13 protein-coding genes and 1 tRNA gene are annotated in these 13,839 nt (G+C 70.6%); 4 read left to right on the plus strand and 10 right to left on the minus strand.

Annotation, left to right across the window (positions count from 1 at the left end):
- Positions 1-5 precede the first annotated feature (5 nt).
- The 5 genes from RAC81_RS00790 to RAC81_RS00810 form a co-directional block, all read right to left on the minus strand.
- Entirely contained in the window at positions 6-983 is a 978-nt protein-coding gene (locus tag RAC81_RS00790) for a zinc-binding dehydrogenase (protein WP_375080539.1), read from the minus strand.
- A 41-nt stretch (positions 984-1,024) separates the two neighbouring features.
- On the minus strand, positions 1,025-1,447 hold the full coding sequence (locus RAC81_RS00795) for an organic hydroperoxide resistance protein (protein WP_341934859.1): 423 nt from the start codon (positions 1,445-1,447) through the stop codon (positions 1,025-1,027).
- A gap of 53 nt (positions 1,448-1,500) precedes the next feature.
- Complete coding sequence (locus tag RAC81_RS00800) at positions 1,501-1,962, minus strand: MarR family winged helix-turn-helix transcriptional regulator (protein WP_375080540.1); 462 nt, start codon at positions 1,960-1,962, stop codon at positions 1,501-1,503.
- A gap of 72 nt (positions 1,963-2,034) precedes the next feature.
- The gene (locus RAC81_RS00805) at positions 2,035-3,435 is read right to left on the minus strand and encodes a threonine/serine exporter ThrE family protein (RefSeq protein WP_375080541.1); all 1,401 of its coding nucleotides are present in this window, start codon (positions 3,433-3,435) and stop codon (positions 2,035-2,037) included.
- Between the two features lie 56 nt (positions 3,436-3,491).
- Entirely contained in the window at positions 3,492-4,937 is a 1,446-nt protein-coding gene (locus tag RAC81_RS00810) for a glucose-6-phosphate dehydrogenase (protein WP_375080542.1), read from the minus strand.
- 79 nt (positions 4,938-5,016) lie between these two features.
- On the opposite strand from RAC81_RS00810, the gene RAC81_RS00815 reads away from it, so the two are divergent.
- Positions 5,017-6,816 (plus strand): glycoside hydrolase family 15 protein, encoded by a 1,800-nt coding sequence (locus tag RAC81_RS00815; RefSeq protein ID WP_375080543.1) that lies wholly within the window; start codon positions 5,017-5,019, stop codon positions 6,814-6,816.
- Between the two features lie 21 nt (positions 6,817-6,837).
- Here RAC81_RS00815 and RAC81_RS00820 read toward each other — a convergent pair whose 3' ends face one another.
- From RAC81_RS00820 to RAC81_RS00830, 3 genes are read right to left on the minus strand one after another with little or no spacing between them, the layout of a single operon-like run.
- Entirely contained in the window at positions 6,838-7,401 is a 564-nt protein-coding gene (locus tag RAC81_RS00820; protein ID WP_375080544.1) for a hypothetical protein, read from the minus strand.
- A 2-nt stretch (positions 7,402-7,403) separates the two neighbouring features.
- Positions 7,404-8,552, minus strand: a complete 1,149-nt coding sequence (locus RAC81_RS00825) for a zinc-dependent alcohol dehydrogenase (protein WP_375080545.1) — start codon at positions 8,550-8,552, stop codon at positions 7,404-7,406.
- Complete coding sequence (locus tag RAC81_RS00830; RefSeq protein ID WP_375080546.1) at positions 8,549-9,634, minus strand: SDR family oxidoreductase; 1,086 nt, start codon at positions 9,632-9,634, stop codon at positions 8,549-8,551. Before RAC81_RS00830 ends, RAC81_RS00825 begins: the two co-directional genes overlap by 4 nt.
- A 226-nt stretch (positions 9,635-9,860) precedes the next feature.
- Between RAC81_RS00830 and RAC81_RS00835 the strand changes: the two genes are divergently transcribed.
- Positions 9,861-10,205: a hypothetical protein gene (locus RAC81_RS00835; protein ID WP_375080547.1), complete on the plus strand. Its 345-nt coding sequence runs from the start codon at positions 9,861-9,863 to the stop codon at positions 10,203-10,205.
- 95 nt (positions 10,206-10,300) lie between these two features.
- On the opposite strand, the gene RAC81_RS00840 is transcribed toward RAC81_RS00835, so the two are convergent.
- Positions 10,301-10,373: transfer RNA gene (locus RAC81_RS00840), tRNA-Arg, on the minus strand.
- Positions 10,374-10,389: 16 nt separating this feature from the next.
- Positions 10,390-11,196: an SGNH/GDSL hydrolase family protein gene (locus RAC81_RS00845; protein WP_375080548.1), complete on the minus strand. Its 807-nt coding sequence runs from the start codon at positions 11,194-11,196 to the stop codon at positions 10,390-10,392.
- A gap of 70 nt (positions 11,197-11,266) precedes the next feature.
- On the opposite strand from RAC81_RS00845, the gene argS reads away from it, so the two are divergent.
- Positions 11,267-12,931, plus strand: coding sequence for an arginine--tRNA ligase (gene argS, locus RAC81_RS00850; protein WP_375080549.1), 1,665 nt, complete (start codon positions 11,267-11,269; stop codon positions 12,929-12,931).
- Between the two features lie 40 nt (positions 12,932-12,971).
- Entirely contained in the window at positions 12,972-13,826 is an 855-nt protein-coding gene (locus RAC81_RS00855; RefSeq protein WP_375080550.1) for a DUF2993 domain-containing protein, read from the plus strand.
- Positions 13,827-13,839: the final 13 nt, after the last annotated feature.

Genomic DNA, 13,839 nt, shown 5'->3' on the forward strand with positions numbered 1-13,839 from the left:
CGGGTTCAGAAGCGCAGCAGCACCTTGCCCACGCGCCCGGCCGAGGTGCTCGCACGCACGGCGTCGGCGATGTCGGCGGCGTCGAAGACACCGGCGACCGGGAGGGTGAGGGTGCAGTCGGTCACGCGCTGGATGAGCTCGCCGAACAGAGCGCTGCGGGTCGCGGCATCCATGGTCTGGATGACCTTGCTGCCCCAGAAGCCCTTCACGGTCGCCTGCTTGAAGATCACGTCGGAGGAGGCGATCTCCATGACCGGCGACTGCATCGCGCCGAACGCGACGAGAGTGCCGCCCTCGCCGACGAGCGAGAGCACGTCACCGGCGGCCGAGCCGCCCACCGAGTCGATGCCGAACGCGATGCGGGCTCCGCCCGTGATGCGCTCGACCTCGTCGCGCCAGTCCTCGGCGTCGGTGGCCACGATCCGCTCGATCCCCTGCTCGCGCAGCTCCTCGACGCCGGCCGTGCGGCGGACGAGGCCGATCACATTCACGCCGCGCGCGGCGCCCAGCTGCGCCAGCATGCGTCCGATCGCGCCGTTCGCGGCGTTCTGCACGATCCAGTCGCCCTCCCGCGCGCCGAGGAACTGCAGCAGACTGATGGTGCTGAAGGGCATCGACACCAGCTGCGACGCGCTCTCGTCGCTCAGGGCCTCCGGCACGGGGATGAGTCCGGCGGCGTTCGCGACCACGTACTCCGCCCAGGCGCCGAACGTGCCGCCGGTCGCGACGCGCTGCCCGACGGTGAGGTGCTCCACGCCCTCGCCCAGTGCGTCGACGACGCCGAGTGCCTCGGTGCCGGATGCTGCGGGTAGGTCGGGCACGAACCCGTACGTGCCGCGCACGGTCCACAGGTCGTGGTTGTGGATCGGCGAGAGCACGATGCGGAGCCGCACCTGCCCCGGGCCGGGGTCGGGGATCGGTCGCTCCTCGACCGCGAGGACGTCTTCGGGCTCGCCGAAGGTCTGGTGGATGAGTGCGCGCATGGGTTTCTCCTCGTGGGGTGGGTGTGGAGCGGGCGACGGGGTCAGTCGTCCGACACGGTGATCGCGACGTCGATGTTGCCGCGGGTCGCGTTCGAATAGGGGCAGACCTGGTGGGCGGCGTCGGCGAGGGCCTGCGCCTGCTCGTGGGGGAGCCCGGGGATGACGACCTCCAGTTCGACCGCGAGGCCGAATCCGCCCTGGCCGTTCGATCCGATGTGCACGCGCGCGCCGACCGAGGAGTCCGTGATCGCGACCTTCTGGCTGCGGGCCACGGACTGCAGTGCGGAGTGGAAGCAGGCTGCGTAGCCGGCGGCGAACAGCTGCTCGGGGTTGGCGCCCGCGCCGCTGCCTCCCATCGCCTTCGGGATGGCGAGGTCGAGGGCGAGCGCGCCCTCCTGCGTCACGACGCGACCGTCGCGTCCTGCTCCGGTGGCGAGTGCCTCGGCGGTGTAGAGAGCGTCCATCGTGTGGACTCCTTCCTGTTGTGGGGTCTTGCGGGGGCTGACGGCCGTGGGCGTCAGCCGCGTGCCGCTGCGCGTGCGTCTTCGCGATCGTTCATGCCCTGGAGGAGGGCCGTGAGCTCGCGGAGCTCCCCGATGAGGCGCTGGCGGTGCTCCGCGTCCGCCATGCCGGCGAGCTCGGCGACCGTCGCGCGGGCGGGCGCGACCTCGGTGCGCAGGGCGAGTCCGGCGTCGGTGAGGCGAACGAGCACGACGCGCTCGTCGTTCGTGCTGCGGGCGCGAGTGACGTAGCCGGCCTGCTCGAGTCGACGGACGAGGGGCGACAGCGTGCCGGAGTCCAGCTGCATCGCCTCTCCCAGCGCGCCGATGCTCTGCTCGCCCTCATGCCAGAGGATCGCGAGCACGAGGTACTGCGGGTAGGTGAGACCCCACGGTGCCAGCAGTGCTCGATACGCCTGCGTCGTCGCGCGGGCGGCGGAGTAGAGCGAGAAGCACACCATCTCATCGGTCACGGCCATGGAACCACGGTACACAACCCAATTGTGCACAATCTATATTCGACGCCGACTCCCACCGGATTCACAACAGGATCAGCGGCGCACCCGCGCGCGCGTCTTCGCGACGCTGCTCAACGTGGCGCGCACCGGCGTGCCGAGATAGAGACCGAGCGAAGCACCGGATGCGAGCCCGATGCCGATCACGGCCGCGTCGATGAGCGATCCGCCCGCGCCCATCACCCCGGATGTCGTGCCGCCGGCGTGCACCATCTCCAGCAGCCCCTGGAACACCGCGACGCCGGGCACGAGCGGGACGATCGCCGCCGTGGTCACCGCGACCGACGGCACATGCAGGTTGTGGGCGATGAGCACGCCCACGAAGCTCGCCAGCAGTGCCCCGACCGCGCTCGCCGCGGCGGGGTGCACGTTGCCGGCGGTCGCGAGCGTGTAGCCCGCGATCGTGATCGCGCTGAGGAGCGCGCTCACGAGGATGATCCGCAGGCCGGCGCCGTTGAACACCGCCACAGCCACCGCGATGATGATCGCCCCCGCGAACACCGCCGGCAGAGGTCCGAAGGGGGCGGGGTCGTCCGGCAGGTCCATCGTGAAGCCGAGCAGGCCGCCCAGCTCGAGCCCGACGAGGATGCCGATCACCACGCCCAGCGTCTGCATGGTCAGGTCGAGGATGCGGCCGCCCGCAGTGAGCGCGAATCCGTCGATCGCATCCTGCGCCGCCCCCACCACGGTGAGGCCGGCGAGCATGAGCACGATGCCCGAGGCGACGATGATCGAGGGGCGGATGCCGACGAACGGCTCGATCCCCGCCGCACCCAGAGCCGACACGATCACCGCCACGACGGTCGTGACGAAGCCGCCGGCGATCTGGCTGAAGAACAGCGGGACGCGGATGCGGGCGAGTGCCGCCTGCGTGATCGCCGCGCACAGCGCGGCGATGAAGGTCAGACCGACGATGAGCGGCGATGCGCCGAGCAGGATGCTGACGCCCACGGCCAACATCGCCCGCGCGACGATCACGACCGCCTGCTGATAGCGGAACGGCAGCCGTCGGATGGCGCGGAACGTCGATCGCGCCGATTCCAGGTCGAGACCGTCGTCGATGTCGGCGACGAGCGCCTGCACTCGCTGCAGTTTCGCGTGGTCGGGAGCGGCGACCCGCACGACCCGGACCAGGGTCTCCGGCCAGACCTCGCCGCTCAGGTGGAACGACACGGTGATCGAGTTGTAGGTCACGTCGACCTGCACGCCCCGCAGCCCGTACGCCTCGCACACGCGGATGATCGCGAGCGTGACCTCATGCGCCGAAGCGCCGACCGCGAACATGGACTCGCCGATGCGGGTCGCGAGGTCGAGGACGCGCGGCACCGTGCGCTCGTCGATCACGGGCATGGCCTCCGTGTATGTCACGGACGACGGATCGGTGTGCAGGATCCGGCGCATCGAGGCCAGTAGTCGTCGGCGCGGGTTCGAGGACATGGTCTCCATTGTCGCGGCTGCCGCCGGAGAGTCCGCCTCGGCGCGGGCGCGTCGGGTCAGGCGGGCGTGTCGCCTCCCCGCGTCGTCTCCGTCGCGGTGGTCGCTTCGGCGGCCGCCGTGGTGTCGCGCGGGGCGAAGCCCGCCGAGCTCGGCCACCCCTCGGGCCCATCCGTCCCCGCCGCGTACTCCTGCAGCGGGACCTCGCCCGCTGCCCAGGCGTCACGGATCGGCTGCAGGATGCGCCAGCACTCCTCGGCCTCGTCGTCGCGGACCGACAGGGTCACGTCGCCGTCGAGCAGCTCGTCGAGGACCTCCTCGTACGACCGCTGCTGGCCCTGTCCGAGCTCGGCCACGAGATCCTCCTCGCGCAGATCGAACGGCTCGTCGCCGCTCGTCACGTGCACGCCCAGGGTCATGCGGTCGGGGCCGAGGGCGAAGGTGAGCCGGCCGCCGTCGCGCGGTGCGTTGCGGAGGCCCTCCGGCAGGTGCCGCACGGGCCGGAACGTGACCACGACCTCTGAGCGCTTCGCGGGCAGCGCCTTGCCCGAGCGCAGCACGAACGGCACGCCCGCCCAGCGTTCGTTCGCCACCTCGAAGACGACCTCGGCGAGGGTCTCGGTGCCGAGCGACGGGTCCACGCCCTCCTCGTCGGCGTACGACGGGATGTCGCGGTCGCCCACCCGCCCCGCGGTGTACCTGGCGCGGAACGAAGCGCTCGCCGGATCGTTGCGCCACACGTGCGTCGCACGCAGAGCGGCGGCCTTCGCGTCGCGCAGGTCTCGCTCGCCCAGCGTCGCCGGCGGCTCCATGGCCATGAGCCCGAGCACCTGCAGCAGATGGCTCTGGATCATGTCGATCATCGCGCCGGCGTGGTCGTAGTACCTGGCCCGGTTCTCGAGGGCGAGGCTCTCGTCGAAGCGGATGAGCACCGAGTCGATGTGCTCCGCCGACCACACCGGATCCCACATGCGGTTGGCGAGGCGCAGACCGAGCAGGTTCAGCAGCATCGAGCGGCCGAGGAAGTGATCGACGCGGAAGATGCGGTTCTCGGGGACGAGTGCGACGAGGGCCTCGTTCAGCGACCTGGCGCTCGCGGCATCGTCGCCGAACGGCTTCTCCATCGCGAGCACGGTGTCGTCGGGAAGCTCTGCGCCGTGCAGCGCGTCGATCGCTCTGCGCGTCACGGCCGGGGGCAGCGCGAAGTACAGCACCGTGCGGGGCGAGAGGGTCTTCACGAGGGCGCCGATCGCTGCCGGATCGGTGACATCGAGAGCGGTGTAGTCGCCTACGGTCACGGTGCCGTCGTCGACGGGCGAGCCCACGGCATCCTTCACCGTCGTCTGCCACCGGGCGGCGTCCCAGTCCTCGACCCCGGCACCGCGGACCGTCACGGTGCGACCGGGTTCCCGCGTGAGGAGGGATCCGAGGGAGGGGAGGAGCAGGCGCGAGGTGAGATCACCCGACGCGCCGAGGATGAGGAGGGTGCATGGCGAACCGGTCATGCCGACGAGGGTATGCATCCGCTGTGTCCCTGCGCCACCCCGTGGCCTCCCGGCCCGGAATCGTGACACACTACGGTCCGTGCCGGAACGGATCGAGGACTACGCCCTTCTCAGCAACTGTCGGACGACGGCCCTCGTCTCCAGCGGAGGGAGCATCGACTGGCTCTGCCTTCCGCGCCTCGACTCTGCCTCGGTGTTCGCCGCGCTGCTCGGCGACGAGACGCACGGGCGGTGGGAGCTGCGGCCGACGGACGCGGATGCCGTCAGCACCCGGCACTACGACGGCGACACGTTCGTCCTCGTGACGCGCTGGCAGAGCGGAGACGCTGTCGCCGAGGTACACGACTTCATGCCGGTCGGGCCCGATCCGGAGGCGGAGATCCTGCGCACCGATCTCGTGCGCCGTGTGGTCGGCATCGCGGGGGAGATGTCGTTCACACAGCACCTGACCCTGAGGTTCGACTACGCCAGGGCGATGCCGTGGCTGCGCCAGACCGGGACGCCGGAGGCTCCCTGTCTCGTCGCCATGGCGGGGCCGGACGCGGTGGCGGTGCGCGGAGCCGCGCTCGCATCGGTCGACCACGAGCACCGCGGCGAGGTCGCCGTGCGGGCGGGCGAGACGCGCGATCTGCACCTCACCTGGTTCCCCTCCTACCGCGAGGTGCCCGGCCCGCTCGACGTCGAGCGGGCGCACGCGGAGACCGTCGAGTGGTGGCGGGAGTGGGCGCAACAGATCACTCACGACGGCCCGCATCGCGACGAGGTCGTGCGGTCGCTGCTGATCCTCCGCGCGCTGTCGAACCACGAGACCGGCGGCATCGCGGCTGCGGCGACGATGGGACTCCCCGAGGAGATCGGCGGCGAGCGCAACTGGGACTACCGCTACGTGTGGTTGCGCGATGCGGCTCTCACGCTGGAGGCCCTCGTCGGGCACGGGTTCCTGCACCTGGCCGACGCCTGGCGCACCTGGCTGCTCCGCGCCGTCGCCGGCGACCCGGGCGACCTGCAGATCATGTACGGACCGGCGGGCGAGCGGGACATCACCGAGCGCGAGCTCGATCACCTTCCGGGGTTCGAGGGGTCGCGCCCCGTGCGTCTCGGCAACGGCGCATCCACTCAGTACCAGGCGGATGTCGTGGGCGAGGTGATCGTGACGCTGTCGGCGGCGCGCGCCGCGGGCGTTCCGGAATCGTCGTTCTCGTGGGCGCTCGAGCGGCAGCTGCTGCGGTTCGCCTCGGAGCAGATCGAGCGTCGGGACCAGGGGCTGTGGGAGATCAGGGGTGAGCCGCGCTTCTTCACCCACTCGCGCGTCATGATCTGGGCCGCGTTCGATCGGGCGGTCCGCGCGGTCGAGGAGGACGGGCTCGACGGCCCCGTCGAGCGCTGGCGCGAACTGCGCGACCGCATGCGCGACGAGATCGACGCCCGGGGCGTCGTGGACGGACACTTCGTGCAGCACTACGAGACCGACGAGGTCGACGCCTCGCTGCTGCTGCTCCCGCAGGTGGGCTTCTGCGCGCCGGACGACCCCCGCATGCGCGAGACCGTCGCGCGCATCGAGCAGACGCTGATGCACGACGGCCTCGTCCATCGCTACCGCACCACGACAGGGGTCGACGGGCTCTCCGGCACCGAGGGGGCGTTCCTCGCGTGCTCGTTCTGGCTCGTCGAGCAGTACGCGTGCACGGGGCGCATCGACGAGGCGGAGGCGCTCATGCAGCGCCTGTGCGGGCTCGCGAACGACGTCGGGATGCTGTCGGAGGAGTACGACGCGGCGGCAGGGCGCCAGCTGGGAAACACGCCCCAGGCGTTCTCTCACCTCGCGCTCGTGCGGGCGGCCGACGCCCTCGCCCGTCGCGCCCACCGCCCTCGCGGCTGAGCTCGACGGACGATTGCTCGGTCAGCGTCGGATCAGGCGTCGGAGGACGGAGAACGTCAGCGCTGCCGCCGCGATCCACGGGCCGACGACGAGGATCGGATCCATCCACGTGTGCCGGAGGTCGAGGCGTCCGCGGCCGAACCGGGAGCGCACCGGGTGATGCGCAGGCTCCGCGGTGACACCCGTCTGCGTCACCGGGTCGTCGGGATGCCGTGAGGCGAACGACCGGAGGTGCGCCGTGACGGCATCCACCCGGTCACCGAGAACCAGCAGCATCCATCGGGTGTTCTTCGTCTCGCTGAAGCGGTCGTACGCGACGCGACGGATGGCGCCGGCGAGTCCGTGCAGCGGTTGAGCCGTGCCGTAGACCGGTGGCAGCATGCCGTGCTCGATCGAGCGCTCGCGGCGAGGGTCGTCTCCCTGCCGTTCCGGGAAGGTCCAGTGCGCTCCCGTGTCGCCGATGTCCTCCCGCTCCTGCCAGGTGCGGCGGTGCTCGGGAGCGAGGTCGGCACCCCAGCCGGGGATGCGGGCGCGGAGCTCCTCCTCGGACGGGATGGCCAGGGGGCGGGATGCTTCGTAGGGCATGATCATTCCTCTCCGACGACGACGAGCGGTTTGATGCAGTCGTCGAGCTTGGACGAGAACACGTGATACGCCTCGGCGATGTGTTCGAGGGGGAAACGGTGCGTGAGGAGTTCGCTCGGTGAGACGAGGCCCTGCTGGATGTGGTCGAGCAGCCGTGGCCACTGACGCTTGACAGGGGCCTGGTTCGCGCGGACCGTGAGCCCCTTGTTCATGATGTCGCCGAGCCGCACGGCCGAGACCAGCGGACCGTAGGCGCCGATCACCGAGACCGTCCCGCCCTTGCGCACCGAGTCGATGGCCCAGTTCACGGCCACCGGCGAGCCGCCCTGCAGCTTGAGCTTGGCGCTCGTGACGTGCTGCAGCACATTGCCGTCGGACTCGGCGCCGACCGCGTCGATGACCACGTCCGCTCCGAGGTACCCGGTCGTCTTCTTGAGTGCGAGCACGATGTCGGCGACCTCCGAGAGGTGGATCGTCTCGGCGAACGCGAACGTGCGCGCCTTCTCCAGGCGGTAGTCGATGTGGTCGACCACGATCACGCGCCCCGCACCGAGGAACCACGCCGACCGGGCGGCCGCGAGACCGACGGGTCCGGCGCCGAACACGACGACCGTGTCCCCGGCGGCGATGTCGCCGAGCTGGGCACCGAAGTATCCTGTCGAGAACGCGTCGGTGAGCATGAGGGCGTCTTCCGAGCTGAGCCACTCGGGGATGACCGAGGGTCCGACGTCGGCGAACGGGACACGCACGAACTCGGCCTGACCGCCGTCGTATCCGCCGGTGGTGTGCGAGTAGCCGTAGATGCCGCCCACTGCCGTGGCGTTCGGGTTCACGTTGTGGCAGTTCGAGAAGAGGCCGCGGCTGCAGAAGAAGCACGAACCGCAGTAGATGTTGAACGGCACCATGACGCGATCGCCGCGCGTGAGCGTCTCGACCGACGGTCCCACCTCCTCGACGATCCCCACGATCTCGTGGCCGAAGGTGTGGCCGATGCGGGTGTCGGGCATCATGCCGTGGAACAGGTGGAGATCGGAACCGCACACCGCGGCACGCGTGACGCGGACGATCGCGTCGTTCGGATGCTGGATGCGCGGTTCCGGCTTCTCGTCGACGCGGATCTTGTACGGTCCGCGGTAGGTCATGGCTTTCATCGGTCTGCCTTTCTGCTGCGGGGGTCGGGGGCGGGGGTGCTGCGCGCCGCTCGGGACCCGAGCAGAGCGGCGACGGTGATGGTGGAGGCGGCGAGCAGGCGACGGCGAGCCCGCGGATGCAGCACGAACCAGGTGTAGATGCTCCAGCGCCGTCCGCGACGGGGGAGGGCGCCCGGGTCGTCCTGATGATCGGGCACGGAGAGGTTCCCCTGTCGCGGGGAGGACGCCTCGCGGGTGTGCATCATCCGCACTCCCCATCGTCCGAACACCGCATCGAGCAGGCCGGGGGTGACCGCCTGGGCCAGCGCGAGCATGCGCCCGCCTCCGCCCGCGTAGATCTCGTCGACGGGATGCTCGGCCGCGTAGGCGATGCACGCCGCGACCACTTCCGACCCGTAGAAGGGCGGCGGCCCTGCCGGGCGGTGGCGCAGATGCGAAGCGGCGCTGGCGTACAGCGGCGTGTCGATCACGGCGGGGCGCACGACCGTCACCGAGATCGGGTCCCGCTGGTCGATCAGTTCGCGCCGCAGCCCCTGCATCGCGCCGTCCACGGCACGCTTGCTCGCCGCATAGGCGCTGTGCAACGGCAGCGTCGTACGCCCCTCGACCGACGAGACGCTGATCAGCGTCCCTCCACCGGCCCGGCGGAGGGCCGGAAGCGCGGCCTGCGAGCCGTGGATCTGACCGAGGTAGTCGATCTTGATGATGCGGCGGAATTCGTCGGGGGTCGTCTCCTCGAAGCGGCCGTAGAGCAGCACTCCGGCGTTGTTGACCCAGGTGTCGATGCGTCCGAACCAGGCCTCGGCCTGATCGGCCGCCGCCTGGACGGCGGCGGCATCCGACACGTCGCACACGATGTGCCGGGCGGTTCCGCCGTCCGCGCTGATGAGGCCGACGGTTTCGGCGAGTCGCGCTTCGCCGCGGCCGATGACGACGACGGCGGCGCCCGCTTTCGCGACCCGGAGCGCGGTGGCGCGCCCGATCCCGCGGCCTCCACCGGTGATGACGACCACCTGCTGCGCGAGCGGACGTCGGGGGCGTCGGTCCGCATGCCTGCGGCGCTGACGCGGATGCGTTCCCATGGCGTCTCCTCTCTCTCGTCGCGAGACGCCAGTCCACGCTGTCGCGGAGCGCGCGCCGAGGGGGTTCACACATCGGCGGATGCCTGGGACAATCCCGGATCCTTGCGGGTCGTGCTGCTCGGCCCATCCGCGAAGGGGTCGAGGTCGACTCAGCGCAGCCCTCTCGGGCGATTCTCGCCCTGTCAACCCCCTGCGTGGTGCTGAGGCGCCGGGGGAGTGTGCAGTCATGAAGCACGTGACATACGCGGAGAAGTCTCACTTCCTGGGCGACGAGGCCGCTGACACGCTCATCGAATACGCCGCCGCGCTCGCGAACGCCGACATCGCCGACTCCGTGACGTTGACGGCGATCGACGAGCACGGCAACACCGTCGACGCGACGTTCCTCCTCACCCCGAGCGCTGCCCTGCTCGTGGAGACCTCATCGAGCGACATGGCTGAGCCGGACAACACCGCTGCTGTGGAGCAGATGCTGCAGCGCGTGTCAGCTCTGGTCGATCCGCCGAGCATTCGTCCCGAGGAGCACCCCGAACCGCGGAACGACGTTCACGACCTCACGATGCTGGGTTAGCCGCCCCGGCCTCGCGTGCGCGGATCAGCAGTCGTCGGACGCAGAGGAAAGCGAGAACCCCCGCCCGGGAGGGCGGGGGTTCTCGCGGTGTTCTGTGCCCCCGACAGGAGTCGAACCTGCGACCTACGGTACCGGAAACCGGCGCTCTATCCACTGAGCTACGGAGGCGTACCGAACGACGATATCACTGGTCGGCGGTGGGCTCCGACCCGGCCTCCGTCACGGGCGCGTCGCCGAGTTCCGCCAGCGCCGCGGCCACCTTCTCGGCGAGGTAGCGGTGCCCGTCGGTGGACGGATGCTTGCGCCCGACCTCGACGTCGATGACGGAGAGGTAGTTCTGGTCGGTGATCCAGTTCTGGGCGACGGGGGAGATGTACCACCAGCCACGGGCGGCGGCGAGGTTCGACAGGTCGGCGTCGATGCGCGCGGTGCCGGCGCCGACGGGCAGCTCGTGCGGAGCGGGGCCGAGGATCACGATGGTCGCCGCCGGGTACTTCGCCGCCATCGCGTCCCAGGCAGCGTTCACGGCATCCCGGTATCCGGCGGCGCCCTGCTCGCGGTCGTTGATCGACCCCTGCAGGATGACGAGGTCCGGGTCGAGTGCGGGATCGAGGGCGGCGATGCGCTCGCCGAAGGCCGGTCCGTCGATCCCGGGCTTGAGGTAGCCGCTCCCGCGCACGCCGTTGACGATCGTCTCGCCGTCGAGCAGGTCGGCGAGCACGTACGCGTACCCCTCGGTGGGGACGTTCGCGGCGGATCCGTAGGTCCAGGAGTCGCCGAAGACGAGCACGGTCGGGTGCTCGGGCAGCGCGAGCGGAGCGGGGGCGATCGCGACGACGTCGTCGCCCGCTGCGGCGGCGCCGACGGGCTCCGTCGAGGGGGTTCCCGTCCACGGCCGCCACACGCCGATCGCGACCGCCGCCACAGCCAGGATCACGGCGATGACGACCCCTGCGACAGGCAGGCGGCGACGGGCGGAGGCGGGTTGCATGGCATGACTGTAGATCACGTTCCCGCCAGCGCAAATTCGACGCCGCGACGCGCCGTAAACTGGGAGGTCTATGACTCCTGAAATGCTCGCCCAAGCCCTCCTCGCCGTCCTCGCTCCGATCGCCGAGGAACGACGCCCGGGCGAGCCGCTCCCGGTCTCCGCCGCCGACATCGTCTTCGAGCGCCCGCGCAACCGCGAGCACGGCGACTGGGCCTCCAACATCGCGATGCGCCTCGCCAAGCAGCTGGGGACGAACCCGCGCGAACTCGCGCAGCAGATCGCTGACGGACTGGGGCAGGTCGAAGGGGTCGACAGTGCCGAGGTCGCCGGTCCCGGCTTCATCAACATCCGCCTCGGTGCCGCCGCGGCCGGGGCGCTCGCAAAGGTCATCGTCGATGCCGGATCCGCGTACGGCACCAACGACTCGGCGGCGGGGCAGAGCATCAACATCGAGTTCGTCAGCGCGAACCCGACCGGCCCCCTGCACATCGGGCACACGCGGTGGGCCGCGCTCGGCGACGCGATCGCCCGCGTGCTGGAGGCCTCGGGTGCGAAGGTCGCCCGTGAGTACTACATCAACGACGCCGGCGTGCAGATGGAGCGCTTCGCGCACTCCGTGCTCGCTGCCGCGAAGGGCGAGCCGGCCCCGGAGGGCGGATACGCCGGGAGCTACATCGGCGACCTCGCCACGCGCGTGCTGGCGGCGCGCCCCGACCTGCTCGAGCTTCCCGACGACGAGCAGGTGCTCGTGACGCGGGAGCTCGCCTACGAGTTCCAGCTCGCCGAGCAGAAGGAGTCGCTCGCGAAGTTCAACGTCGAGTTCGACGTCTGGTTCTCCGAGCGCCGTCTGCACGCGAAGGACGCGAGCGGCGTCAGCCTCGTAGACCGGGCCGTCGACCGTCTGCGCGAGCAGGGGCACGTCTTCGATGAGGACGGCGCCGTCTGGGTGCGCACCACCGACTTCGGCGACGACAAGGATCGCGTGATCCGCCGCTCCAACGGCGAGTACACCTATTTCGCCGCCGACGCCGCCTATTACCTCGACAAGGGCGACCGGGGCTTCGAGTACAAGCTGTATCTTCTCGGCGCCGACCACCACGGCTACGTGCACCGTCTCAAGGCGATCGCCGGCGCGGCGGGGGAGGACCCCGAGAAGAACGTCGAGGTGCTCATCGGCCAGCTGGTCTCGATCGGGGGCGCCCGCCTCAGCAAGCGCGCCGGCAACATCATCGAGATGGACGACCTGCGCGAATGGCTCGGGACGAATGCCCTGCGCTATTCGCTCGAGCGCTCGCCCGCCGACTCGCCGCTGGCCCTCGACCCTGAGCTGCTGCAGAAGCGCAGTAACGACAACCCGGTGTTCTACGTGCAGTACGCGCATGCGCGCACCCACAACGTCGGTCGCAATGCGGCCGACTCGGGTGTCGACCGCTCGGAGTTCGCGCCGGAGACCCTCACGCACGAGACGGAGGCGGCGCTGCTCGGCGCCCTGCAGGAGTTCCCCCGCATCGTGGCGTTCGCCGCCGAGGTACGCGAACCGCACCGCGTCGCGCGCTACCTCGAGGAGCTCGCCGGCCTCTACCACCGCTGGTACGACAACTGCCGCGTGATCCCGCTCGGCGATGCGCCGATCGAGAGCGTGCACCGCACGCGTCTCTGGCTCAACGATGCGACCGGGCAGGTGCTCCGCAACGGTCTCCATCTGCTCGGGGTGTCGGCGCCAGAGCGTATGTGACGCCGCTGGGCGCCCGACCGATATACGGCAGGATGGCAGCATGAGCGACGACAACCGCACCCTGCCGTACCCGGACCCCGACGCGCAGCATCCGACGCTCGTGATCCCCGGCGGCACGGACGGGAGGGATGCGGTCGCCGCACCGCGCCGTCGGCGTCGCCGCTGGCCGTGGGTGCTGCTCATCGTCGTCGTGGTGCTCGCTCTGCTCGTCGTGGCGGCCGAGCTGCTGACCCGTGCCATCCTTCCGGGCGTGGTGCGCTCGATCGTCATCGAGCAGCTCGACCTCCCGGCCGACCAGCAGCTCGACGTCGAGGCCGAGGGCATCCTGCTCCCGCAGCTGATCGGCGGGCGTCTCGACACCCTGCACCTGTCGACCGACTCCGTCACGCTCGAGGGCATCACGGGCGCGGCAGACGTCACGGCATCCGGCGTCCCGCTGCGCGGCGGAGACCTCGCCGGAGCCGACGGGACGATCCGCATCGACGAGTCGCAGTTCACGGCGCTGATCGGCCGCACCGACCTGCCCGTCGACTCGGTGGCGTTCGATGCGCCGAACGCGACCGTGGCCGGCTCCGTCACCGTGCTCGGCGTCGCGATCCCGGTCTCGCTCACCGTGACGCCGGGAGTCGCCGAGGGGGATCTCGAGCTGACCCCCGTCGGCCTCTCGGTCGGCGGCCTGCAGGTCGATGCCGACCAGGTCGGCTCGTCCCTGGGCTCGCTGGGCGCCGACCTCACTCGCACGCAGCGCATCTGCATCGCCGATCAGCTCCCGGCGGGCATCACGCTCACCGGTCTCGAGATCGACGGCAGCGAAGCGGTCATCGATGTGGACGTCGATGGCGGCATCGCCACCGACCCGGCGCTGCTGGAGAAGGGCGTCTGCCCGCAGAACTGAGCGGCGACGGTCA

Source organism: Microbacterium sp. CR_7, from assembly GCF_041954755.1.
In the GTDB taxonomy this organism is placed as follows: Bacteria; Actinomycetota; Actinomycetes; order Actinomycetales; family Microbacteriaceae; genus Microbacterium.